Origin of the sequence: Mesomycoplasma hyorhinis ATCC 17981 (assembly GCF_000383515.1) — a bacterium.
GTDB lineage: Bacteria > Bacillota_I > Bacilli_A > Mycoplasmatales > Metamycoplasmataceae > Mesomycoplasma > Mesomycoplasma hyorhinis.
In genome coordinates, this window is record NZ_KB911498.1 from 1 (window position 1) to 25,065 (window position 25,065).

The 25,065-nt window shown below is 26.1% G+C and carries 26 protein-coding genes, 1 tRNA gene and 1 pseudogene; 24 read left to right on the top strand and 4 right to left on the bottom strand.

Annotated elements, in window-relative coordinates:
* The 3 genes and pseudogenes from F801_RS04265 to F801_RS0103180 form a co-directional block, all read right to left on the bottom strand.
* A pseudogene (locus F801_RS04265) lies at positions 1-372 on the bottom strand (helix-turn-helix domain-containing protein); the annotation flags it as partial.
* An 80-nt stretch (positions 373-452) separates the two neighbouring features.
* The gene (eno, locus tag F801_RS0103175) at positions 453-1,805 is read right to left on the bottom strand and encodes a phosphopyruvate hydratase (RefSeq protein WP_013302289.1); all 1,353 of its coding nucleotides are present in this window, start codon (positions 1,803-1,805) and stop codon (positions 453-455) included.
* A gap of 244 nt (positions 1,806-2,049) precedes the next feature.
* Positions 2,050-2,125, bottom strand: a tRNA-His gene (locus F801_RS0103180).
* Positions 2,126-2,537: 412 nt separating this feature from the next.
* Here F801_RS0103180 and F801_RS0103185 point away from each other — a divergent pair.
* From F801_RS0103185 to F801_RS0103300, 24 genes are all read left to right on the top strand, one after another.
* Positions 2,538-3,878: an ABC transporter ATP-binding protein gene (locus F801_RS0103185; protein WP_014335634.1), complete on the top strand. Its 1,341-nt coding sequence runs from the start codon at positions 2,538-2,540 to the stop codon at positions 3,876-3,878.
* Entirely contained in the window at positions 3,859-4,743 is an 885-nt protein-coding gene (locus tag F801_RS0103190) for an ABC transporter permease (protein WP_014335633.1), read from the top strand. Before F801_RS0103185 ends, F801_RS0103190 begins: the two co-directional genes overlap by 20 nt.
* Complete coding sequence (locus tag F801_RS0103195; RefSeq protein WP_013302286.1) at positions 4,736-5,563, top strand: ABC transporter permease; 828 nt, start codon at positions 4,736-4,738, stop codon at positions 5,561-5,563. The genes F801_RS0103190 and F801_RS0103195 overlap by 8 nt, the downstream gene beginning before the upstream one ends.
* Positions 5,553-7,277 carry a type 2 periplasmic-binding domain-containing protein gene (locus F801_RS0103200; protein WP_015084212.1) on the top strand — a complete coding sequence of 575 codons (1,725 nt, stop codon included), beginning with the start codon at positions 5,553-5,555 and terminating at the stop codon, positions 7,275-7,277. Before F801_RS0103195 ends, F801_RS0103200 begins: the two co-directional genes overlap by 11 nt.
* A gap of 42 nt (positions 7,278-7,319) precedes the next feature.
* Positions 7,320-7,553, top strand: a complete 234-nt coding sequence (gene secG / locus F801_RS0103205; protein WP_013302284.1) for a preprotein translocase subunit SecG — start codon at positions 7,320-7,322, stop codon at positions 7,551-7,553.
* Between the two features lie 26 nt (positions 7,554-7,579).
* A complete protein-coding gene (gene rnr / locus F801_RS0103210) occupies positions 7,580-9,664 on the top strand; it encodes a ribonuclease R (RefSeq protein WP_014335631.1) in 2,085 nt (694 codons plus the stop codon).
* A gap of 17 nt (positions 9,665-9,681) precedes the next feature.
* Positions 9,682-10,563, top strand: coding sequence for a hypothetical protein (locus F801_RS0103215; protein WP_013302282.1), 882 nt, complete (start codon positions 9,682-9,684; stop codon positions 10,561-10,563).
* Positions 10,545-11,258, top strand: coding sequence for an ATP-binding cassette domain-containing protein (locus F801_RS0103220; RefSeq protein WP_015084208.1), 714 nt, complete (start codon positions 10,545-10,547; stop codon positions 11,256-11,258). Before F801_RS0103215 ends, F801_RS0103220 begins: the two co-directional genes overlap by 19 nt.
* Positions 11,248-12,048: a hypothetical protein gene (locus tag F801_RS0103225; RefSeq protein ID WP_020104645.1), complete on the top strand. Its 801-nt coding sequence runs from the start codon at positions 11,248-11,250 to the stop codon at positions 12,046-12,048. Before F801_RS0103220 ends, F801_RS0103225 begins: the two co-directional genes overlap by 11 nt.
* A 109-nt stretch (positions 12,049-12,157) precedes the next feature.
* Positions 12,158-13,210 (top strand): phospho-furanose lactonase, encoded by a 1,053-nt coding sequence (locus F801_RS0103230; protein ID WP_020104646.1) that lies wholly within the window; start codon positions 12,158-12,160, stop codon positions 13,208-13,210.
* Positions 13,211-13,245: 35 nt separating this feature from the next.
* Positions 13,246-15,030, top strand: a complete 1,785-nt coding sequence (locus F801_RS0103235) for a PTS ascorbate transporter subunit IIC (protein WP_020104647.1) — start codon at positions 13,246-13,248, stop codon at positions 15,028-15,030.
* A 68-nt stretch (positions 15,031-15,098) separates the two neighbouring features.
* Positions 15,099-15,386, top strand: a complete 288-nt coding sequence (locus F801_RS0103240; protein WP_014335625.1) for a PTS sugar transporter subunit IIB — start codon at positions 15,099-15,101, stop codon at positions 15,384-15,386.
* 10 nt (positions 15,387-15,396) lie between these two features.
* A complete protein-coding gene (locus F801_RS0103245; protein WP_013302277.1) occupies positions 15,397-15,867 on the top strand; it encodes a PTS sugar transporter subunit IIA in 471 nt (156 codons plus the stop codon).
* 65 nt (positions 15,868-15,932) lie between these two features.
* Positions 15,933-16,607, top strand: coding sequence for a 3-keto-L-gulonate-6-phosphate decarboxylase UlaD (locus F801_RS0103250; protein ID WP_013302276.1), 675 nt, complete (start codon positions 15,933-15,935; stop codon positions 16,605-16,607).
* The gene (locus F801_RS0103255; RefSeq protein ID WP_013302275.1) at positions 16,582-17,475 is read left to right on the top strand and encodes an L-ribulose-5-phosphate 3-epimerase; all 894 of its coding nucleotides are present in this window, start codon (positions 16,582-16,584) and stop codon (positions 17,473-17,475) included. The genes F801_RS0103250 and F801_RS0103255 overlap by 26 nt, the downstream gene beginning before the upstream one ends.
* On the top strand, positions 17,465-18,199 hold the full coding sequence (locus F801_RS0103260) for an L-ribulose-5-phosphate 4-epimerase (RefSeq protein WP_020104648.1): 735 nt from the start codon (positions 17,465-17,467) through the stop codon (positions 18,197-18,199). The genes F801_RS0103255 and F801_RS0103260 overlap by 11 nt, the downstream gene beginning before the upstream one ends.
* Positions 18,156-19,034, top strand: coding sequence for a Cof-type HAD-IIB family hydrolase (locus F801_RS0103265; protein ID WP_013302273.1), 879 nt, complete (start codon positions 18,156-18,158; stop codon positions 19,032-19,034). The genes F801_RS0103260 and F801_RS0103265 overlap by 44 nt, the downstream gene beginning before the upstream one ends.
* Positions 19,035-19,040: 6 nt before the next feature.
* Positions 19,041-19,520 carry an MPN499 family protein gene (locus F801_RS0103270; RefSeq protein WP_020104649.1) on the top strand — a complete coding sequence of 160 codons (480 nt, stop codon included), beginning with the start codon at positions 19,041-19,043 and terminating at the stop codon, positions 19,518-19,520.
* A 405-nt stretch (positions 19,521-19,925) separates the two neighbouring features.
* Complete coding sequence (locus F801_RS0103275; RefSeq protein WP_020104650.1) at positions 19,926-20,165, top strand: hypothetical protein; 240 nt, start codon at positions 19,926-19,928, stop codon at positions 20,163-20,165.
* Positions 20,166-20,419: 254 nt separating this feature from the next.
* Positions 20,420-20,635 carry a hypothetical protein gene (locus tag F801_RS0103280; protein WP_014335618.1) on the top strand — a complete coding sequence of 72 codons (216 nt, stop codon included), beginning with the start codon at positions 20,420-20,422 and terminating at the stop codon, positions 20,633-20,635.
* A gap of 48 nt (positions 20,636-20,683) precedes the next feature.
* Entirely contained in the window at positions 20,684-21,211 is a 528-nt protein-coding gene (locus tag F801_RS0103285; protein ID WP_014582768.1) for a sodium:solute symporter family transporter, read from the top strand.
* Between the two features lie 55 nt (positions 21,212-21,266).
* Complete coding sequence (locus F801_RS0103290) at positions 21,267-21,512, top strand: hypothetical protein (protein ID WP_014335616.1); 246 nt, start codon at positions 21,267-21,269, stop codon at positions 21,510-21,512.
* The gene (locus F801_RS0103295) at positions 21,494-22,381 is read left to right on the top strand and encodes a sodium:solute symporter family transporter (RefSeq protein WP_014335615.1); all 888 of its coding nucleotides are present in this window, start codon (positions 21,494-21,496) and stop codon (positions 22,379-22,381) included. Before F801_RS0103290 ends, F801_RS0103295 begins: the two co-directional genes overlap by 19 nt.
* Positions 22,382-22,387: 6 nt before the next feature.
* Entirely contained in the window at positions 22,388-22,852 is a 465-nt protein-coding gene (locus F801_RS0103300; RefSeq protein ID WP_014335614.1) for a NanQ anomerase/TabA/YiaL family protein, read from the top strand.
* Positions 22,853-24,090: 1,238 nt separating this feature from the next.
* Here F801_RS0103300 and F801_RS0103305 read toward each other — a convergent pair.
* Entirely contained in the window at positions 24,091-24,717 is a 627-nt protein-coding gene (locus F801_RS0103305; RefSeq protein WP_014335613.1) for a hypothetical protein, read from the bottom strand.
* Positions 24,718-25,065 lie beyond the last annotated feature (348 nt).

Below are 25,065 nucleotides of genomic sequence, written 5' to 3' on the forward strand. Positions count from 1 at the left end.
TATTATTAATCTTAGATTTCATTATTGGTCTTCCTTTGTTTAATTCTAAACCACTAATTCCCGATTCTAAATATTTTTTCGCTCAAAAAGATATTTGACTTGGATTAAGATTATTTTCAAGTGAAATTTTAATCATTGTTTCACCAGCTAAAATCTTTTAACTATGTTTAATCTTTGATCTATAGTTCACTTTTTATTTCGTGGTTTTTTCTTAAGACCTTCAACTCCTAATTTGTTATAAATTTTTTCTCAAAAATTTACTGGATTTAAAAAATTTTTCTGACTTGTATTAGCAAAATCAGGCTTTTTAATTTCAATTCCTTTTTTGTATTTTTTTACACATTCTAATTTGAATTCTAATGAATATTTCATAAAAAATCCCCTTTTCTATTTTTCTAGGAAAAGGGGATCTGCTCAATTCAAGTGTTTTTTTATTAAATAATTACTAAAGATTATTTTTTGATATTAAAGAAAACTTTTTCACCTTTGTATTGAGCAGTTGATTGAATTGCTTCTTCAATTGCTAATAATCTATTATATTTTGCAATTCTATCTGTTCTAGATAATGAACCAGTTTTAATTTGTCCAGCATTTACAGCAACAGCTAAATCAGCTATTGTAGTATCTTCAGATTCACCTGAACGATGGGAAATAACAGTTGTATAACCAGCTTTATGAGCTAGTTCAATAGTATCCAATGTTTCTGAAACAGTTCCGATTTGATTTAATTTAATTAAAATTGAATTAATTGCTTTTTTCTCAATTGCTTCAGCTAAGATTTTAGCATTTGTAACAGTTAAATCATCACCAACGATTTGGTGTGTTTTACCAAATTTTTGAGTAAATCTAACAAAACCTTTTCAATCACTTTCTGCCAGACCATCTTCAACTGAAATTATTGGATATGTATGAAATAAGTGTCCAAAGTATTGGATCATTTCTTCTGTTGTAAATTGAACTCTTGTAGGTTCAAATCCTTGTCTTTTTTCTTCAATTGCTTTTTTAAGTTTTTTAAATGTATAAATTCCATCGTGATAAAGTTCAGAAGCTGCAGCATCAATAGCGATAGCAACTGCATTTTCACCTTCAGTAGCTGGTCTAAATCCTGCTTCTTCAATAGCTTTAACTAAAAAATCTAAAGCTTCTTCATGTGATTTTAAATTAGGTGCAAACCCACCTTCATCACCTACTTGTGTTCCATGACCTGCTTTTTTAAGTAATTTTGCTAATGTATGGAAAATTTTGTTTGCTACTTGTAATGCTTGTTTAAAAGTTTTAGCACCTAAAGGCATAATCATAAATTCTTGAAAATCTAATGTGTTAGACGCATGTTCTCCACCATTAATTACATTTAACATTGGAACTGGTAATTGATGAGCATTTGTTCCTCCTAAATAACGATATAAAGGAATTTTAAGTTCATCAGCTGCAGCTTTTGCAATTGCTAAAGAAACTCCTAAAATTGCATTAGCACCTAAAGCAGATTTGTTTTCTGTTTTATCTAATTGAAGCATCATATTGTCTAATTTTCTTTGGTTTAGTACACAGTGACCTTTTAGTAATACTGCAATTTTATTGTTAACGTTATCAACAGCGGTTTGAACACCTTTTCCACCAAATCAATTAGATTCATAAACTGTTCCACCATCTCTTAATTCTAAAGCTTCTCTAGTTCCTGTAGAAGCACCTGAAGGAACAATAGCTGAGCCATGTCCTCCTGCTTCTGTTCAAACTTCTACTTGAATTGTTGGATTTCCTCTTGAGTCTAGAACTTCTCTAGCCTTGATTTTTGAAATTTTTGACATTTTTCTCCTTGCTTGCTTTTATGTGTTCGAAATATATTTTTAAATTATATTCTTTTTTATTAATTTGTAAAATAACTATGATAATAATGTTGAAAAAGCTTCATTTAAAAACAAATTTAGTTAGTTTTCAACAAATTAACAATGAAAATTTGAAATAAAAAAAGAATATTGGTAAAACAATATTCTTTTTTTAAAATCTTTTTTAGTTGCTACTTTTTTAAATAAAGATTTTAACTTAAAAAAATGGGGCAGATGACGGGGATTGAACCCGCGTATGTCGGAGCCACAACCCGATGCGTTAACCACTTCGCCACATCCGCCAATTGAGCATTAACATTATACTATTTTTTAATTAAAAACAAATTTATTTTAAAAATTACTTTAAAATTTCATTTTTTTTAGCCAATTGTTCAAACATAAGTTTTATATAATTCATAATAAATAGTATTTTTATTTTTATTTTTAATTATTTTTGCTAAAATTTTACTTTATCTATGCTAATGTTAGAGTTACCAATTGATATTGTAAAATTATATAAAAGTTTAAAGCTAATGTATTCACAATTAGCTTTTTATCTTGTTAAAGTAACTCAAAATACATTTGATAAGTTCCCCATCTCTCTTCATTAGAGAAGGGGTTGCAATCCTTTATATAATGAAGTTTTAAATTAATAACAAATAACAAACAAATTTTTTATTTTTTTATAAAAATTATTATATTGAAAGGTTACTTATGACTAATTTCAAAAAAGATGAGATTCTAATCTCTTTAGTTGATGTTGAAAAAGAATTTGATGGTAAGAAAATTCTTAATCAAATTAATTTAGATATCAAAAAAGGTGAATTTGTAACTTTACTAGGTCCATCTGGTTCTGGAAAAACAACAATTTTGCGTTTAATTGGTGGTTTTGAATGAACAACTAGAGGTGAAATCAAGTTCAATGGAGTTGATATAAAAGATGTTCCTCCTCACAAAAGAGATACTGCCACTATTTTCCAAGATTATGCTCTTTTTCCTCACTTATCTGTTAAAGGAAACATTAAATTTGGACTTAAATTAAAGAGATATCCACTTAATAAAGAAGAAATTAAACCAGCTACTTTGCTTCGTTTAGAAGAAAACAAAAAACAATGAGCTTTAAAAGCTAAACAAAAAATGAATGAATTGAATAAAATTCAAATTGAATATGAAAAACACATAGAAGATCCAAGTGTAGATGCAAAAACAAAGAAAAAATATCAAAATTGATTAGATGATTCTGATTTTAAATACTCATATTGAGAAAATTTTGTAAGTTCTAAAGTTGAAGCATTTGAAAAAAAATATTTAACAAGAAAAATTACAAAAGAAGAAATGGAAAAAGAAATTGCAGAAATCATTGAATTAGTGGGTTTAAAAGGAAACGAAAACAAATCTATTTTTGAACTCTCAGGTGGTATGAAACAAAGAGTTGCTCTTGCTCGTTCTTTAGTTATTGAACCTGAAATTGTTTTATTAGACGAACCACTTTCTGCATTAGATGCTAAAATCAGACAAAAAATGCAAGTATTTTTAAAAGACATTCAACAAAAACTTGGTTTAACTTTTGTTTTTGTAACTCATGATCAAGATGAAGCTTTAGAACTTTCAGATAGAATTGCTGTTATTAGAAATGGAAAAATCGAACAATATGATAAAGCAAAAAACATTTATGATTATCCAGTTAATAAATGAGTAGCTAATTTTATTGGCGATTCTAATTTTTTTCATGCTAAATTTTTAGGAAATAATAAAGTTTTGCTTCTAGATAAAGAAATTAAAACTATTCATTCAGAATTTAAAACAAACCAAATTGTAGATGCTTTAATTCGTCCGGAAGATATTGATATTGATTTAAATTTTGGATTTTTTAAAGGAATTGTAGTAAAAAATTCTTACAAAGGTTCATATTACTTTGTAGATGTTAAAGTAAATGAAAAAATTATTTTTGTAGAAACAAATGATAATTATGATGTAGGTCAAGAAGTGTTTTTAAAATGAGATTTAGATGCAATCCATCTAATGACAAAAGAAGATGAATCACTTACTAACTAAACTCAAAACTAAAGTAATTAACTTTGTTTTAGACTTCAAATCTTCTTGAAACTTAAGATTATCACTTTCTTTACCATACATTATTTTTAGCTTCATTTTTATAGTAATTCCACTACTTTTACTCTTTATAAAATCAGTTTCTCCTGTTGAGTTTGAAAATAATTACCAAAGCATAAAAACAAACTTTTCAGTAGTTAGAGAAGCAAGTACTTGATTAATAATTTGACGTTCAGTATATTTAGGGATTTTAACAGCATTAATATGTTTAATTTTTGCACTTCCTTATGCTTTTTTTGTTTCTACTAATAAATCAAAAGCTTTCAAAATTTATGCAATTTCTTTAATTGTTTCTCCTTTGGTAATTTTTACAATTGCAAAAGTATTTTCATTAAGAGCTTTATTTGTAGCGATTTTTGATGATGAAGAGTTAAACAATCAAGGATTTATGCTTCTTGGATTAGTGTTTTTAAACTTTCCTTTTATGGTAATTCCTTTATACACTGTTTTTAGAGATATGTCAAAAAACCTCTTAGAAGCTTCAGCTGATTTAGGTTATAACAAATTTCAAACTTTGATTAAAGTAGCTTTACCATATGGATTAAAAGCGATTTTTTCAGGTATTGCGCTAGTATTTTTGATGGCAGCAACAAGTATTGTTATTTCTGATAAATTACTACCAAGTGGCCAACAAAATCAATTAATTGGAAATTTCATCAACAATAGTGCAAATTTAGCAAATCCATTTGATTTGGCTAAAACTTCTTCACTTGTTTTAATTACAATTTTAGTTTTATTAGGAATTTATGGACTAATTTATTTTGTTCCATTAGCTATTATGAAATTTAAAGGAGTAGAACATGACTAGAATCCTTGACTATATTAAAGAAAAAGAAATTTGAAAAAAAAGTTATGTTTGATTAATTTTAATTTTATTTTACATTCCGATAATTTTTGGAGCCTTTTTTTCATTTAATGCTCCTTCCAAAAAAGGATTTATTTCAACTACTTGAAATAGTTTTTCGCTTCAAGCCTTTAGAGATTTATCAACTAAAAATTTTGCTTCTGCATTAGTAAATTCAATAATTATTGCATTAGTAACGGCACTAATTGTGATTATTATTTCTTTGATAACTGTATTTGCGCTTTGAAAACAAAGAAATAAAACTGTAAAATCTTATGTCAATATTTCTTCAAATATTCCATTAATTAACCCAGATGTTATCACTGCAGTTGCGATGGCAATTATTTTATCTTTATTATTTGGTACTTTAGTAGCAACAAAAGAAGGTTTACTAAGATCTATTGTTTCACATATTGTTATGACATTACCATATGGTATTTTGCTTTTGTATCCAAGAAGTGAAAAGTTTTCAAAAACTCTTTTTGAAGCTTCACAAGATCTTGGATATAATAAATTTAAAACCTGATTTTTAATTTATTTAAAATATATGATTCCTGCAATTATTTTAGCTTCTGTTGTTATTATCTTTTTATCTTTTGATGATTTTATCATTACAAAAATTACATCTAATGCTCAAACTGTAGGTACTTTGCTTTATCAAGGAACATTTAAAACTTGAGCTTTATTATTGGGTGCAATTATGTTGACTATGATTGTAATTGGTAATGTGATTTGAATTAGATATAAATTAAACAAAAGTAAAAGAGGTAAAAATGAAATTTAAATTAAAATCACGTTATAAATGAACAATTTTTTCCTTAATTTTGCTTCTTATTTCTTCACTTATGATAGCTTTTAAAGTCAATTTACCTTTTAGACCTTTAATTATGAATTATGAATCCTATCTCTCAGAGCCAGGAAAAGAAGAACTTGAAAAAGATTTTGATTATAGAGAATTTGGTGATGTTTCAGAATTTACAAAAGCAATTGAAGATAAAAGAACCATAGGTGGCGTTGGATCTGATTTTCAAATTGCTCGTTTAGTCCAAAAAAATTTAATTCAAAAAATAGATTGATCTAAACTATTTCAAAATTCACAAAATGAAAAACTCAAAAAAGGATTTAAAACCCCAGCTAATTATTATTCACTTACAAAAAAAGAAAAAGAAGCTGTTTTAGCAAGAAAAAGAAGAACTTTTGAGTCTTTAATTCGTCCTGAAGTTGTTTCACATATAGATGAATATGATAAATTTTTAGTAGATGAAAAAGGAAATAAAATTGATTCAGATAAAGATGGAATAGCAGATCGTTTTTGAGAATTTTTTGTTCCTTATTATACTCAAGATAAAGTTATTGCTTACACAGTAGGTGATTACAAAAACAAAAACAATGAAATAGTTGAGATTAAACCAGAGTTACTAAAAAATGAAAAATATAGAGAAAATAAAGCATTTATTCAAGAAAAAGGGATTAAATTCCTGGATCAAACTGTAGCAGAAATTGGTAAAACACTAAGAGAATATGGTTACAAATATTTTGAATGAACAGAAGCTATGCGTGATAATTTATTACTAGGTTCAGAAAAAATAGGAAATTACACCGGAATAGTTACAAAAGATAATTATAAACAACAAATTGATGGTTTTGTAAGCTATATAAAAGACATTACTAATAAAAATTTTGCAGATTTACGCTTTAATTATTACAGCTCTTCAGGTCTTGATTTAACAACAAATTTAATTGATATTGAGAAAAAACCAGAAGTTGGATTTATTTACAACGGAGATGCTTTAGATGCTCATTATAGCAAAGATAATTTTGATTGATTAAAAGATGGAAAAACCATTAATATCATCAGACCAAAAAATAATTTAACTTTATTAGATGGTTGAATTTTACTAAAAGATATAAGTTCTGATGTTGTTGATAAGTTTTACAATTCTTTATACAATTCAGTTTACAAAGGTGAAGATTTAAGTGAAGATCAAATGTTTAAAATGGCATTAGAAAAAGCAAGATACAAAGATCCAGAGGATGATCAAATCAAATCAGGTTATTATTTAGATTATGAAAAATTACCTAATTTAGCAAATTTTGATTTCATTAATTACACTCCTTCATTTACAAACACTTTTGAGTTCTTTAAGAAGACTTATTTCAATGATAATGTTGAAACAGTTAATGCTTTAGATGATAACAATGTCGAAACAGGAGATGAAATTGATTTGATTAAAGATAAAAATGGTATTGTAGCTGCTAATGAAACAACTCCAACAATAACATTTGAACAATTAGCTGCCACTGCTGAAGAAAGAGCTTCATTATTTGGACTCAATATTTATCTTTCACAACAACCTAAGCAAACAATTTATGGACAAAGACCAGAAGATTTTCCAAATGATACCACTTATGATATTCACTACTCTTTTATTGCACCAGTAGATGAAAATCTAGATTCAAATATTAGAACTTATTACATAATAAAAACAAAATCTTAATTTTTATATATAATTATTTAGAAAATTTAAATTAAGGAAAAAATGTTAAAAGAATTATTGTTAGGAATAATCATACTTATTTCGCTCTGTATAATGATACTTTCATTATTAATGTCGCCACATTCAAACTCATTTTCCGGTGCACTAGTTGGTTCTAGTGATCTTGATTTATTTAAAGTTTCCAAAGAAAGAGGCTTTAGAAAATTTACAAAATGAGCTATGTTCATATGTGGCTTGCTATTTTTAACAATTGCTTTAATTATTAGATTATTATAAAATCAATTTTATAAGGAATGTCAAAAATGCAAATTAATAATGAACAACTCTTTGCTTTTTTAAAACAACCCAAAAGTTTTATCGAAATTGCAAGAAAATTTAATATCACTTTTAACGAAAATGCCCAATTATCTAGTTATTTATCACATTTACTAGAATCACATTTGATTTTTAAAAATCACAAAGGCCTTTATTTTAGTCCAAAAATATTAAGTTCGCATATTGGAGTTTTTCACTCCACACAAAAGGGATTTGGTTTTGTTGAATTAAAAGATCATCAAAATTCTGTTTTTATTCCTGCAAAATTTACTTCTTCAGCACAAGATTATGATGAAGTTAAAATTAATGTTTTCCAAGATGAGTTAAAACCAGATAAAACTTATGGCGTGGTTACTAAAGTCATTTCTCGTAAACTTAAATTTTTAATTGGAAAAGTCATAAAAAACGGTGATTATTTTGATTTTGAACCATATAATAGCTTCAAAAATGAAGTGTTTTTTAGATGAGTGTCAACTAAAAACTTAGTTTTAGGTGAGTTTGTAAAAGTTGAAATCCTTGAATATCAGAAAAAGTTTTTAAAAATAGCTCTAGTTCAAAATATTGCAAATGAAAATGAAAAATTTTGATATTTAAAAGTTCCAATTGTAGACTCTGGTGTTGAAGTGGAATTTAATTCAAATATTGAAGAAGAATTAAAACAAATTCCAGATGCAATTGAAACAATTGAACCAAATAGAGTTGATTTGAGATCTTCTACTATTGTAACTATTGATGGAGATGATACAAAAGACTTTGATGATGCAATTTCAGTTGAAAAACTTGAAAATAATAATTACAAATTAGGTGTACACATTGCTGATGTTAGTTATTATGTTAAAGAAGATACTTTTTTAGATGATGAAGCAGCAACAAGAGGAACATCTATTTATTTACCTAATATGGTAATTCCAATGCTTCCTGAAAAATTATCAAATGGTATTTGTTCATTAAATCCCAATGTGGATAGATATACAATTACAATGGAAGCTGAAATAGATAAATATGGAAATAATCTTAGTGTAAAAATTTATCCTTCAGTTATTAATTCCAAAGCTAGATTAACTTACAATCAAGTTAATAAATACTATGAAAATCAAGAAATTAGCTTTACAAATGAAGTAAAATTACTTTTAGATGATGCTTTAGAATTAGCTAAAATTTTAAGAAAATACAAAGAAAATCAAGGTTATGTAAATCTTGAAATTGAAGAAACAAAAGTTATTTTAGATGAAGAAGGATACACAAAAGATTTACAAATTAAAAAATCAGGAATTTCTGAAGCTTTAATTGAAGATTTTATGGTAAGAGCAAACGAAAATGTTTCTGAATTTTTAGCAAAGAGAAAATTTCCCGTTATTTATCGTATTCATGACAAACCTGATATTGAAAGAATTGAAGAATTCAATGGAGTATTAAAATCATTAGGAGTTAATGTTGTAATTCCTTATCAATTAGATTCAAAATCTTTTGCTGATGCAGTTGAAAAAATCAAAGAACAAAGACTTGATAATTTTATTAAAATAATGATTTTAAGAACAATGCAAAAAGCAGTGTATTCGCCAGTTAACCATGGACATTTTGGTTTGGCTTCAAAGTTTTATAGCCACTTTACAAGTCCAATTCGTAGATATCCAGATCTTCTTTTACATAGAATAATTAGACATTTTTTGTTTGAGCATAAAAAAGATTTGCTTCATTTTGAAAGGATTTTAGAATTTCAATCTAAAAGTACTTCAGAACTTGAACAACGTGCTCAAACATTAGAAAGAAAAGTAGTTTCTATTAAAAAAACAGAATATTTTTCTTCAAGAATAGGCCAAAAATATCGCGGTCAAATTACTTCAATTAAAAAGTTTGGTTTTTTTGTTGAATTAGAAAATAATGTTGATGTATTAGTTCATATTAGTGATTTACAAACAAATGAACAAGAAGAATTTATACTTTCTGATGATAGTTTTACTTTGGCAAATAAATTTTATAAATATCAATTAGGTCAATTTGTAGAAGTTGAAATTTTAAGTATTGATATTCCTTTTGGTAAAATTTCTGCCAAAGTAGTATTAAAAAACTAATTCAAAAGGAAGTAACAATGCTCAAGGTATTTTATAAATTCAGTTTAACTCTCATGTTTAAAAGTTCAAGAGGCATATTAATGCTTTTTGTTCCTTTTTTTATAATTTTATTTTTTGAATTACTTTTTATTTACTGAGCTGCTCAAAATACTTCAGAAATTAAGATTAATAATAATCATATCTTTAGTGTTAAAGATCAGTTAGAAGTATACATTCCAAGAATTTTAGAAGGACCTTGAATATTAATACCCAATTTCTTTTTAATGCATTTATTGATGTGATCGATAATGCAATTTAAAAAAAATTCATACCTTTATAAAGAATTTATTTTTTATTACAAAGATTATTACTATTTTTTAATTTGATTATTTTTTCTAGTAATTAACTTTGTTTATACTTTTTTATTTTTTTCTTTATTGTTAGTATCTTTACTTGGAGATTCAAATATTCCAATCAATTTTGCTCAATTATTTTTTTCTTCATTAATAATCGCTTTATTTTTTAGCCCTTTACCTTTGATTTACTTTGTTATTAAATCCAAAAAATATTCTAGATTTTTAACCATTTTTTATTTGATAATTTTTGTAATTTTTTATGTATCACTTACAGCTAGATTGTCTATATATTATGTTATTTATAAAAACAAAATAAGTGATTTAGGTGATGTAAAAAGAACTTATTTAAGATCAATAAATTATTACTCTCCTCTTCATTTACTACTAAGATCTGTAGGATTGTTGTTTAAAAATCCCTATAAATCCTCTAATTTTTATTTTTATTCTAAACAATGATTTAACTATGTTGATTTAATTTCTTTTACAATTATTTTAACAACATTAAACATTAGCATTTTAGCTACTACGATGATTAAAGGAGCAAAATGAGTCAAATTCAATTAAGAGCTAGCAATATTTCTAAAAAATTTAAAAATAAAATTATTTTTTCAAATATTAATCTTGAAATTTTTGAAGGAGATTCAATTGCTCTTTTAGGAAGAAACGGAAGAGGAAAAACTTTGTTATTCAACATTTTAGCAGGTGCTGACGAACCAGATACTGGAAAGGTTGAACTCTTTAATACTGATAAAAAACATCCTTGAAATAATATGGGTTATTTAGAACAACAAGGTAAAAGAATCAATAACATTAAGGTAAAAGATTTCCTTTCCATTATAGAAATGACGCTTCGAAATAGTGAAGAAAAAGAACACTACAAGTTTTTAAACAAACTTTTATCATTGGATCAAACTTTGGATACAAAAATTGCTAATCTATCAGGTGGTGAAAAACAAAAGTTAGCTATTTTGCAATTATTTTTAAAAAAACCCAAAATCATTTTTTTAGATGAGCTATATAACAATTTAGATTACATAAGTAGAGAATCTTTGATAAACTATATTCTAGATTATAAACAAAAACACAATGCAACTTTATTGTTTGTGTCTCATCACAAAGAAGAAATTTTAAGATTAGCGAATAGAATTTGACTTTTAGAAAATCAACAAATAAAAGTAGATACTAGAGATTTAAACAAATTTTTTCAAGAAGATATTAAAGAAAATATTTTTTACATAAGAAAAGAAAGTGAAAATTAATATGACTTTTGCAAAATTAAAACAACTTTCTAAGTTTAAAAAGTGAATTATTATAGCAATTACTTTAACAATTTTTGGATTATCTAGTCTTAGTTTTTTAGCATTTGCTAAAACTAATGTGTTACAAACTTCTTCAAATATTGAAGTAAATAAAGAAATTAAATTTTCAATCACAAAAACAGTTTCAGATTTAAAAGATTTTTTATCCAGAACAGATGAATCGGATACAGATAAAACAAGCGAAAATGAAGATAGTAAAAAAATAAATTTAGCAGATATTCCTGATTTAATTGACAAACAAATTTATTTTGCACTTACAAACGATAAACAAGGTCTTGAAGATAAAGAAAAAGTTGAAGAGTATAAAAGAAAAAATCCTAAAGTTTTTTCTATTTTGGGAGATTTTTTATACATAATCAAAGATCCACAAAGTCTTGATGAATTTGTACAATGAAATTCTTTAGTTGATAAAAATTATCAACAAATGTTATCTTCTTATAAACAAAATCCAGATTTTTTCATTGAGAATAATTTAATTGTTTATCGTGGTTTTCTTCTTCCTTCAACTTCTTCTTTTGCAACACAAGTAGATGTTAATATTTTTAAAATTGATTATGATCAGAAATTAAATAAATTAGATTTTTACTTACTTGCTCCATTTGATTTTGGTCAAGCAAGTGCTTATTCCAATGCAAAGTCAATATCCCAAAAAGTATTCATTTTTCAAGTAAAAAAGAATAATTTATTGAATAATAAAACAAAAGTTAGTGAGAAAATTTTTCAACAATAGTGCAAATTTTCTATTTTTCAACTATATCTTAAAAATGTATTATAATCAAAATGATTTATAATTTTTTTAACATCTTTGCAAATAGATGTTAATAAGAAGAAAGGACAAAATGAAAAAATTCGCAAGAACAGTACTAGGAGATATTGATCCCAGTCAATTAGGCATTGTAGACTGTCATGACCACTTAATAAAAAATTATGGACCTGAAGCTCACGAGCATCCAGATTTTATTATGATGTCAAAAGATGCTGCAATTAAAGAAATGAATGAATATGTAGCAAAAGGAGGAAAAACTGTTGTTACAATGGACCCTCCTAACGTTGGGCGTGATGTTTATCAAATGTTAGATATTGCAAAGAAATTAGAAGGAAAAGCTAACATTATTATGGCAACTGGTTTTCATAAAGCTGCATTTTATGACAAAGGTGCTTCTTGACTTGCTTTGGCTCCAACAGATAAAATTGTAAAAATGGTTGTAGCTGAAATCGAAGAAGGAATGGATGAATATAACTACAGCGGACCAGTTGTAAAAAGATCTAAATCCAAAGCCGGAATTATTAAAGCCGGAACAGGATACGCTGCTATTGATCGTTTAGAATTTAAATCTCTAGAAGTAGCTGCAAGATCTTCTATTTTAACAGGAGCACCTATTTTAGTACATACTCAATTAGGAACTATGGCTTACGAAGCTGCTCAATATTTAATTGATTTTGGAGTTAATCCAAGAAAAATTCAACTTTCACACTTAAACAAAAATCCTGATAAATTCTATTATGAAAAAATCATTAAAGAATTAGGTGTTAGTTTATGTTTTGATGGACCAGATAGAGTAAAATATTACACAGATGCAACTTTAGCTGAAAACATCAAATATTTAGTGGATAAAGGTTATCAAAAGCACATTACCTTGTCTTTAGATGCAGGTAGAATTTTATATCAAAGACACTATGGATTAGAAAAGGGTAAATTTACTTTTGGACTTGGTTATTTATTTGATCGTTTTATTCCTTTATTAAAACAAGTTGGAGTTTCACAAGAAGCAATTGATGATATGTTAATTAGCAATCCATGTGAAATTTTAACTTTTGATGAAAAAAGAGAATTTAACAAAGATTCTTTACCACAAAGAGTGTTAGATATTAAAAAGACATTCAAAATTTAATCATAAAACGTAGTAAGGAGACTTATTTTACAAAAATGAAAAAAATCAACTTATCTAGCAAGAAAAAATTTTGGTTTGGTTGATTGGCTTTTTTAGTTGCAAATTTATTAATTATTTTAATAACTTTGCTTGTTAAAGCAGCAAATCCAGAACCAAATGTTGAAGCTTGATCTTCACAAGCTTGATCTTCTGCTGGATTGTTTTTAATTAAAACAGTTTATGTTTCAAACTTTTTAGCTGTTACGCCTTTACTTTTAGCTACCATAGTTTTTGTTGGCTATATGATTATCGGAAGGGGAGTAAAAGATTCCTTTTTAGGAGCTCTTAAAACAGCGATTGGATTTTTGCTTTTAGGTATAGGATCTGGCGCTTTGGTTTCATTAGCTAGACCAGTTTTTGAAGCTATTAGAAAATTAGGTTCTTCAGCTGAAATTATTCCGCTCGATCCTTACTTTTCTTTATCACAATCACAAGAATTTTTAGCTCATATTTCACAAAATATTAAAAGTGGAATTGACTATTCTTCTTTATTTACCTTTACTTTATTAATTGTTTTTATAGTAAATATTATTTTTGTAGCTACAAAAAGATGAACAAATACCAATGCATTAATGATTACTGGACACATTATGCTTCAACAATCAGCTGTAGTTACTTCAGTTTTCTATGTTTTACTATTTAGACAAATTCCTATTGTTGATGGAGAATTAAATGCTGGATCACAAGCTGGTTTAGTTCTTATGTCAGGTCTATTTTTAGGAATTTATTGAGCAAGTGCAACAACAGCAACACTAAAACCAACAAATTTAGTGACCCAAAATGCTGGTTTTGCTGTAGGACACCAACAAATGCTTGGAATTTTAACTTCATATAAATTAGGTAGATTCTTTGGTAAAAAAGAAGATACAGCAGAAAATAGAAAATTACCTTCATATTTGAAGATTTTCGAAGATAATGTCTTTACACAAACATTAATTGTCTTTGTTTTATTCGTAATTCTATTTATTATTATTATTATTCAAGGATCAAAAACTTCTGTTTTAAATCCAAACTGAATTGGATTTACACAACAATCAGGACTTTCTTCTTGAAATGCTAATTTATATTCAGGAGCTAACTTTATTTTTAACATTATAGGTGGAGCGCTTAGAATTGTTGCGTCTTTACTTGTAATTATTACTGGTGTTAGAATGTTCATTACAGAATTACAACAATCTTTCCACGGAATTAGTGAAAAAATTATTCCAGGAGCTGTTGTTGCTGTGGATGTAGCTGCTACATATGGATTTTCTATTAATTCAGTAACTTATGGTTTTGTTTCTGGGGTTATTGGACAATTTATAGCAGTTGGTATTATGATAGGAATTTCAGCAATTCCAGGAAATACTTACTCAAATATCGCAATTCCATTATTTATTACTTTATTTTTCAACTCAGGGTCTTTAGGAATTTACGCAAATGCCTCTGGTGGATGAAAAGCTGCTGCCATAGTTCCAGGATTAATTGGATTTTTAGAAATAATTGTAGTGTCCTTTGCAACTAAATTCTTATCAAATGTTGCAATAGCAGATGGAATAAATAATCCAGTAGCTCAAGGATACATTGGAATGAGCGATTGAAACTTATTCTTTGGATTATTAATTATGATTAGCGCTTACTCAGTGCCTGTTGCTTGAATATTTGTTTTTGTTGCAATGGTTGCACTAGTGGTATTAGCACAAATTGTTGATTCAGGAAATCAAAGTAAAAAAACATTTTTACAAAAATTGTTTAAAATTAAAGTAGATAATTTAGAAGAAGCAATAGCTCAAACTAGTTAATTTTTTATAAAAATTGCTTCTTAATTTATCTTAAAATTAAAAATCACTATAAAAAAGAAGGATAAATAATGGCAAACTTAAAAGTTATAGCAGCTTGCGGTAATGGAATGGGAACTTCAATGATTATTAAATTAAAAGTTCAAAAAATTTTAAAAGAATTAAATATTCCAGCAGATGTGGATGCTTTATCAATGGGTCAATCTAAAGGAATGACAAATTCAGTTGATATTATTATTTCTTCCAAACATTTAACATCAGAATTTGTACAAAACCAAAAAGCAAAAATTATTGGTGTTACAAATTTAATGGATGAAAACGAAATTAGACAAGCTTTAAAACAAGCGTTAAATCTATAAGTGGACAATTATGGACTTATTAAAAACATTAAAAAAATTCAATTCAATTCAATTAAATTTAGAAGCTAAAAATTGACAAGAAGCGATTTGGCTTTCTGTTCAACCTTTAATTGAAAAAAATGCAATTACACAAGATTACTACAACGCAATTATTGAATCTACTATTAAAAATGGACCTTATTACATAATTGCAAATGATCTTGCTATGCCTCATGCACAAAGTGAAAGAGGAGTAAAAGAAAATGCATTTTCTTTAATAACACTTAAAAAACCTGTATTTTTTGACAATGATGATCGTCCAGTTAGAATTTTAATTGCTTTAGCTGCTACTTCACCTGAAATTCACACATCAGTTGCACTACCTCAAATTGTTGCAACATTTGAAGATGAATCAGTAGTTAAACAAATTTTACAAGCAAAAGAAGCTCAACAAGTGATTGATATTATTTTAAACATAGATTTTAAAAAATACTTATCTTAAAATTAAATAAAACAAGTTGGCTTTGGCTGATTTGTTTTATTTTTATTTTATTTTTGAAAGGAATTATGCCATTACCATTATTACAAATCGCTTTAGATAATTTAACTATCGAAGACGCAATTAACTCAGCTAAGAAAGCACAAAAATACATTGACATTATTGAAGTAGGAACAATTTTATTAGCCTCAGAAGGAAAAAAAGCAATTGTTGAGCTAAAAAAAGCTTTTCCAGATAAAATCATCATTGCTGATGGTAAAGTTGCAGATGCTGGTAAAGTATTTTCTAAGATGTTTTTTGAATCTGGAGCTGATTTTGTCACTGCAATTTGTGCAGCTGAAGTACCAACTATGAATGATATTTTAAATTATGCAAAAGATTTAAACAATGCAAATAACTTTAATATTCAAAAAGATTTACAAATTGAAATGACCTATAACTTTACTTGAGAACAAGTAGAAAAATGAAGACAAGCAGGAGTAAAACAATTAGTTTGACACCGTTCAAGAGATCTTCAAGCAAGTGGTAAATCTTGATCAGATCAAGATATAGAAATAGTTAAAAAACTAGCTTCTATGGGTTTTAAAATGACAGTAACAGGTGGAGTGGAAGTTAAAGATATTCATTTATTTAAAGATATTCCAATTTATATTTTTATTGCAGGAAGATCCATTAGAGATGCAGAAAATCCAGAATTAGCAGCTAAGGAATTTAAAGATGAATTTAAAAAATATTGACAATAAACACTTTGTTGGAATTTACGAAAAAGCAATTGATAAACATTACAGTTTTGAACAAAAAATTGAAATTGCAAAAGCAGCTGGTTTTGATTTCATTGAACTAAGTGTGGATGAATCAGAAGAATTTGCTGCTCGTTTAAATTGATCCAATAAACAAATCAACCTTATAAAAAGAAAACTAGATAAAGAAAAATTTTATATAAATTCAATGTGTTTGAGTTTGCACAGAAAATACCCTTTTGGTTCTGCATCAGCTCAAACAAGACAAAAAGCTTTAGCGATAATGGAAAAAGCTCTAATTTTAGCTAAAAAATTAGGTATAAGAATTATTCAACTAGCAACTTATGATGTTTATTATAATCCTTGACACGAAAAAGCTGAAGAATATTTTATTCAAAGTCTTAAAAAAGCAGCTAAATTAGCTCAAAAATACTCAATTACACTTGCTTTTGAAACTATGGATACTCCATTTGCTTCAACAATTTCAAGATGTTTATATTTAATTAAAAAAGTAAGTATGCCTAATTTATTTGTGTATCCTGATTTAGGAAATTTAAATAGATTTTCTAATGATGTGGAAAATGAAATTAAATTAGGCCAAGATCAAATTGTTGCTTTTCACTTTAAAGATACATTGGAAAATACTTTTAAAAATGTAGATTTTGGAAAAGGTGATGTTGATTTTGTCAGATCTTTAAAAGCTATTAAGTCTATTGATTATCAAGGACCATTTTTAATTGAAATGTGATACAAAGAAAAAGATTTTGATTCATCAAAAACTTTAGAACAAAACAAAGAAGCACAAGTTAAAAACATTTTAAAAGCAAGAGAATTTTTCTTAGATAAATTAAGAAAGGCATATGATGCTTAAAAACAAAGAACAAATTGCAAAACTCAAACAAGAAGTTTATGAAGCTAATATGCTTCTTTATAAATATAAATTAGCAATTCACACTTGAGGAAATGTTTCAGCAATCTCTGAAGATAGAAAATTTATGGCAATAAAACCAAGTGGAATTGCTTATGAAACAATGACAGCTGATGATATGGTTTTAGTTGATTTGGACAATAATTTGCTTGAAAATAAAGCAATTAATCCTTCTTCAGATACACCAACTCATGCCTTATTATACAAACAAGATTCAAGAATTAAGGCCATTGTACATACACATTCTCCATATGCTGTTGCTTGAGCTCAAGCAGGCCAAGACATTCCTTGCTTAGGAACAACTCATGCTGATAATTTCTACGGTTCTGTTCCTTGTGCTAGAGAATTAAGTGATGAAGAAATAAATGGTCAATACGAACACAATACAGGTTTAGTGATTGTAGAACATTTTCTTAAAAACAAGCTTGATTTTATAGCAAATAGTACTTGTTTAGTTAAAGAACATGGCCCTTTTGTATGATCAGGAAAATCTGCAACTGATGCAGTAAATTTAGCTCTTACTTTAGAAGAAATTGCTAAAATGGCTTTATTTACAAAACAAATTAATCCAAATGCCAAACACGCTAATTTAACATTACAAAATAAACATTATCAAAGAAAACATGGAAAAAACGCCTATTATGGACAAAAAAGAAAAGAAAATTAGTTTCCAAAACATTGTTTTTGATCTTGATGGAACACTTTTAGATAAAGACAAAAATATTTTGAATTCTACTTTATCAATCTTAAACCAACTGCACCAACAAGCTAACAAAAAACTCATCATTGCAACAGGGAGACCTTGATACTTTACAAAGAGATATATTAATCAAGTAAAACCTGATTTGCCTATTATTTCTTGCAATGGCTCTTTAATTTATGATTTTAAAGCAAAAAAAGTGATTTTTATTAATCCAATAGAATCAAAAATAGCAAAATTTGTTTTTGATGTTTTAAAAAAAGAAGAAATTACTTTCTTAATTTATTCAGATCAACAAATTTATGCTTTTTCTAAAAATAAAGAAAAAAAAGATTGATTTATTTGATTAGAAAAAACACAAAAAGCTTTAGAAAAAGAAGAACAATTTGACATTGATTTTTTCGATACAGCTAATTCTGACTTTGATATAAATAAATTAAAAGTTGTTAAATTTTTAATGATAAAAAGTGATTCTAATTTAAAAAACATAGAAAATGCAGTTGAGCAATTTAAGAATTTAGATAAAATTTATCTTCTTTCTTCGTCACCAAAAGTTATTGATATTATGCCAGTTGGAAGTTCTAAAGGTGATGGACTTAAAATATTAGCAAAAGATTTTAATTTAGAACTAAATGCAACAATTTCCTTTGGAGATGAAGCAAATGATGTTTCTATGTTTGAAGTTTGTAAATATTCAGTTGCTATGGGTCAAGCAGATCATTATGTTAGAGAAAAAGCTTCATTTTCTATAGAAAATCATAATTCAGATGCAATTTTTAATTTTTTAAAAGATAAAATTTAAATAACAATGGATAAACAAGTAGTCAGAAAAATAAAAGTTAATCATCTTGGAGATGGTTATTGAATTATGCCTTCTACCTTCTCAATTTTTACTCCTAAAATTTCTAAATATATAGTAAAAAAAGCTAAATCTCTTGATGAAATTATTGAGTACAACAATCTTTTAAATAAAGAAGCTATTTTTAGTTTCAATAAAGACGAAGATTTTAAAAAGTTTAATTTTTTACTTAAAAAAAGAGAAATTGACTTTTTCTTGGATAAAAAAATAATTAATAACCTAACAAAAGAAACTTTAATTGATTTTGAAGTGGTTCCAAATCTTAAAATAAGATTAAATTGAAAATCAATTAAAAACATTTATAACGGTACTATATTTTTTTATAGCAAAGACTATTTTAGAAGTTTATTAATCAAAGAACAAACAAGAACTAAAAAAGAAAATATTGTTATTTTATGAACTTGATTGGGCTTTAAAACAGTAGAATAAACTTTTTAAAAACACAATTTTAAAGATGACAAATATGAACAATCCAGTTTTTATCCTATATTGAACACACTGTTTATATTTATTCAATTTATAACTACAAAAGCAATCAGCATTAATTGATTGCTTTTATTTTGAAATTTACCAAACTAAAAAAGCTTGAAAATTCAAGCTTTTTTAATTATTATTAGTGATTTTGTTTTAGCAAATTAATAATATTTCAAAGTTATCAAGGCAAAAAAACATTGCTGAAAAATTTTTCTTAATTTTAAAAAGTAAATTTCATTTCAGAAAAATTTTTTTTTACAAATTTTTGTAATTGTTTTATTTAGTTGAATAATTTGAATAAGAAAATTTTATTGTGTAAAATATAATGAAATTTTCAATTTACATTAATAAATGAGATAAATGAACAGAATAAAATCTAAAAAATTTTTAGGTTTTTTAACTGCGCTGACAATACCTGCTGTTTCTGTTATTGTTGTTTCATGTGGAGCTAATAATTACAGCTATAAATTTAGTGATAATACAATAACCGTAAACACTGTTAATCACAGTGTTAAATATACTGTTGATGGTGGTAAAACAGCTGTATTTTCTCTTTCTATGGAAAATATCCAGCCAAAATTTTTGATGGTACTGATATAGATTTAAGCAAAGTAAAACTTGAATATATTAAATTTCAACCAATTATTAAAACTGTTACTACCACAAAAAATGGAAAAACAGTTCAAAAACAAGAAGAAGAATACGACAAACTAGTAGGTCCTGCATTTGGAAGAACCAAAGAAGAGCAAAAACTAGCTGCTCCAAACATTAAAGTTTTAGGCTCACCTAAAGTAAGCACAGAAAATGGTAGAACTGCTACATTTGATTTACAACTTCCAGTTTTAGATCATCAAGTGTTATATAACTACAGATTTGTTTATGAAAAAGGTAATGAACCAGTAGTTATCAGTGGTATAGCTCTTTTAAAAGTTCCATCTTTAAAAGATTACGAGAAAAAATTTAAAACTGAACAACTAATACAGGAACAATTAAAAAAACCAAAAACACAAATTAAAACTACTGTTAAAAACAATTATATAAATTCACAAAAACTGCAAAATTTAATTTAGACTCTTAAGAAAGGAAACTAAATATCAAATATAAATGCAAAACTAGGTTTGAGCGGTTTGGATTGAGCTATTATTGTAATTTATCTTGTTGCAATTTTAGGAATAGGTTTACTATTTTGATGATTACAAAAAAGATCAAAACAAACTGGTTCAACAAAACACTTTTTTACAGGTGGAGGTAAAAACCTGGTTTGAGTTGTAGGAATTTCAATTTTTGCAACTATAACTTCATCATTATTCTTTTTAAATAGTCCTGGTACAGTTATGGGTTCAAGATGAGCTTGAATCGACACTAATATTGCAATTATTGCAATGATACCAGTAGTTATTAAATGAGTAATTCCTTTTTATATAAGAATGAAGGAATCTACAGCTTATTCTTTTTTAGAGAACAGATTTCATTATTCACTAAGAGCTGTTAACTCATTAAGCTTTATTATTTTCCAAATTTTTAGAGTTGCTGTTGTTTTATTTGTACCAACTGTAGCTCTTTCAATTATTATTGATATTGATTCAATAGTTATCTTTTATTATTGGATTAGTAACAGTTATAATTACCACAATAGGTGGATTTAAAGCTGTTGTATGATCAGATTCAATTCAAGGAATTGTATTATTAGGTGGAATTGTTTTGGTAATTATTATCGGATTAGCAAAAACAAATTGAGGTTCAGATACTTTAAAATACCACCAAATTTTAGATGCTAGCTCATTTAAACCAACATTAACTTTCCCAGGAATTATTATGCTAGCTATTTACAACACAATTAACTCATTATATTTATGGGTTCACAAGATGTTACGCAAAGATATAAAGGAACTAAATCAATTCGTCAAGTTCGTTAAACTTTATGAATTATGTTTTGAGTTTCTATAGCAACAGCTATTTTATTCTTCTCAACTGGATCAGTTCTTTATACATATTTCTTATCACAAGGATATTATGTAGATAATTCTAAAAATCTTGCAAGCGGAATTAATAACGTTGTAAGTCCAGCAGGTAATGGTTCTGGTTTCCTCTCATACTTCATTGCTGGTTCATTGCCTATTGGAATTACAGGTTTAATTCTTTCAGCTATCTTCGCTTCTACACAGTCAACAGTTTCATCAGGATTATCAGCACTTGCAAACTCCATTGTTGTTGACTTTATTGCTAAATTCAAACCAAATACTCCAGATAGAACATTAGCTTTGATTTCAAAATTATTAGTATTTATTTTTGGAACATTAGGAATATTATTTGGAAATGTGTTAATTTCAACAAAACAAGATGATTTATTTAATTACTTCACAGGATTTATTGGTTTATTAAATGCACCAACAATTGCTGTATTCTTGCTATGAATTTTTACAACAAAAACAAATTGAAAAGGTGCGCTTGTCGGCTTTGTCTTTGCAACATTAGTAGGAATTTGCATTTGATTACTAACTCAAAAATTCATAACCCCAAATGGAGCTGTTTTCTCATTTAGTGCTGCTTGATTAACAATGATTACTTTTAGTACTACATTAATTCTTGGATATTCTGTATCACTTTTATTGCCAACAAAACAAAATGATCTTACAAATCGTGCATACTGAACAAGATCTAAAGAATTTATTGAATTAATGAAATTAGAAGAAGAACTAGATATAGCAGAAAAAAGAAAAAATGAAAAAGCTATTCTTGAGTTACAAGTACAAGTTAACCATTTAACAAAAGTAGTTGATTCTCAAGGACACCAACCAAATAGTTTAGGATATTAATAGAAAATGATTTTTGATAGATTAGAAAATATTTCAAGATACAAAGGCATTTATAAGAATTTAGATTTAGCAATTGAATGAATTACAAAAACTAATTTAAATCAACTCAGTAAAGAAAAACATATTATTAAAGAAAATGACGTTTTTGCACTTCATATGGAAGTTGATAGTTATGGTGATCAAAGTGCGCAATATGAAACACACCAAATTTATGCTGATCTTCAGGTTATCTTAGACCCAGAAGAAAAGTTATACTTTGCCCAAGAAAGTGATTTAGAAAAACCTAAAACTCAATACAATAAAGAATCAAACTTCACTTTATTTGAAATTGATAATCAAAATAAAAATTTATTACATCCAAGCACAAAAGATTTTCTATTCTTCTTTCCTAAAGAAGGACATGTGCCCAAATATTTACGATACAATAGAAAACTAAACAAAATCGTTATTAAAGTTAAAATAGATTGATAATGATTAATATAAAAAAGGTAATTAAGCTATCTTAATTACCTTTTTTAATACTTTTGAAACTAAAAAAGTTTAGTTAAAAATTTGTTTGTTAAAACCAAAACTAAAGCAAATTGATGATATTGCTATCTTTTTGTATATTTAGATACAAATTTTAATTTTTACTTAGCTCTTCATTTTAAAGACAAAATTTTTAGATTATTCAATTAATACAAAATATAGTCATTGAGGTTTTTGGGAATTAATACTTATAACTTGATTTTAAATAAATTGCTTTATATAGATTTAAATTTGTGTTTATTTCACATTTGAGTTGTATAAAGCTTTTATTTGTTTGAATTTAGCTTCTTAAAGCGCTTTAAAAGCTTGATTAAGCATTTAAACTATAAAAACAAATAAAACGTAAATACAAGTATTATCAACGATATAAGTTATTAATGCATTTAAAATCATTAAATACTATTTAATAAGCTCATATTGTTACTTATTAATTACTTTTAAAAATAAAGTATAAATAAAACTCTATGTTTAAAATATTAGTTAATTCTTTAAAGTAATTTTTATTTTTTCATATAAAGATAAAAAACAGCAAAAATTTATTTGCTGTTTTTTAACACCCCCCAATGTTATAACTTTATTAGGTGAATAATTCATATGAATAGAAGGAATAAAATTTTTTAGTAAATAACACACAAATATAACGCCTCTTAGTTGTTCCTTCTATTAGATTTACTTACAAATTACTGCTTGTAAGTTGAAATACAAAATACACAAATGCGTAATTTCATTTTTGTGTAATTTATACTCCTTGAGAACTATTTTTAGTGTCATTAATAATATTTTAATTTTTATTGTCATTATGGAGTAGGTCAATATAGCTAAATAAAAACTAATATATTCAATTAATGCATAATAATTATGCCACTTTTTTTAAAATTTTTTTATTTTTTTACACCTAGAGATGGAATTCAAACAGTAATTTTTAGTTTATTTTAACTTATTTTGCTTGATTTTGAAGTAAATTAAGCTTTATTTTATGTATAAACATTTAATTAATCTGTTTTTTTGAATAATATCAATTTCTAAAATTCATCCAAAGTATTTTACTTAATTGTAAGAGTTTGTGAGAATAATTTATTGTTTATTACTGTATTTATTGCTATTTAGTTATTGTTTTTATTAGATTTAGATAGCTGAATAAACAAATAATGATTTAAATTTTAAATTGTTTTAATATTATTTTATGGAGTTTGGTTTTTATGTTTTTTATTAGCCTCAATATGTTCTTTAATTTTGCTCATAGGATCTTGTGTTAATGCAGAATTAAATTCTTTTTTGTCTTTTTTTGCTTGTTGATTTAACATCTCTTCATATTGAGTTTTAATTGAATTTTTAAAATCTTTTAATTCTTCTGGTAACTTTGCATCATCTAGGTAAACAGCTGCTTTTTGAGTACTTGCTTTTGTGTTAACATAATCATTTAAAAATTCTTCAAGTAATTTATTAATTTGTTGTGTTTTTTCTTCTTTAGTAATTTTGTTATTATCTTCAATTGCTTTTAATTCTAAGCTAAGTCCACTTTGAGAAAATAAAGTTAAAATTTCATTTTTAGTTTCCTTTTTTACAGCTTCTTGTGTAGAAAATTTAAATTTATCATCATTTTGTTTTGAATTTAAAAGTTCCATTAAGGATGGTTCAAATTGAGATGATAAATTTTTATATTCTGTTTTAACTATTTCTTTTTCTACTACACTAACAGTAGATTTTGGAAGCGTTAAAACTGTAGCAATAGCTACTGGAGTCAATAAAATGCAACCTATTGCTACTGCAAATCAAGGTTTTGCCTTGTTTTTCTTGTGTTTTTCCATAATATCTCCTTCGAAATTTAGTAATTACACACAAATTATATATATATATATATATATATATATATCCAAAGAATTTGTTTGGTTTTGTTAATATTTAACCCATTTTTGCTTCTTAATGAACAAAATTCACAATTTAATAAGAATAAAAGTAATTAGAAATTTGTTATAAAAATAATGGAAACTACAATAATATTCAATTCTAATTTATAAATGAGCAGATCCTCTTTTCTTAGAAAATTTTCTTAGAAAAATAGAAAAGGGATTTTTTATGAAATATTCATTAGAATTTAAATTAGAATGTGTAAAAAAATACAAAAAAGGAATTGAAATTAAAAAGCCTGATTTTGC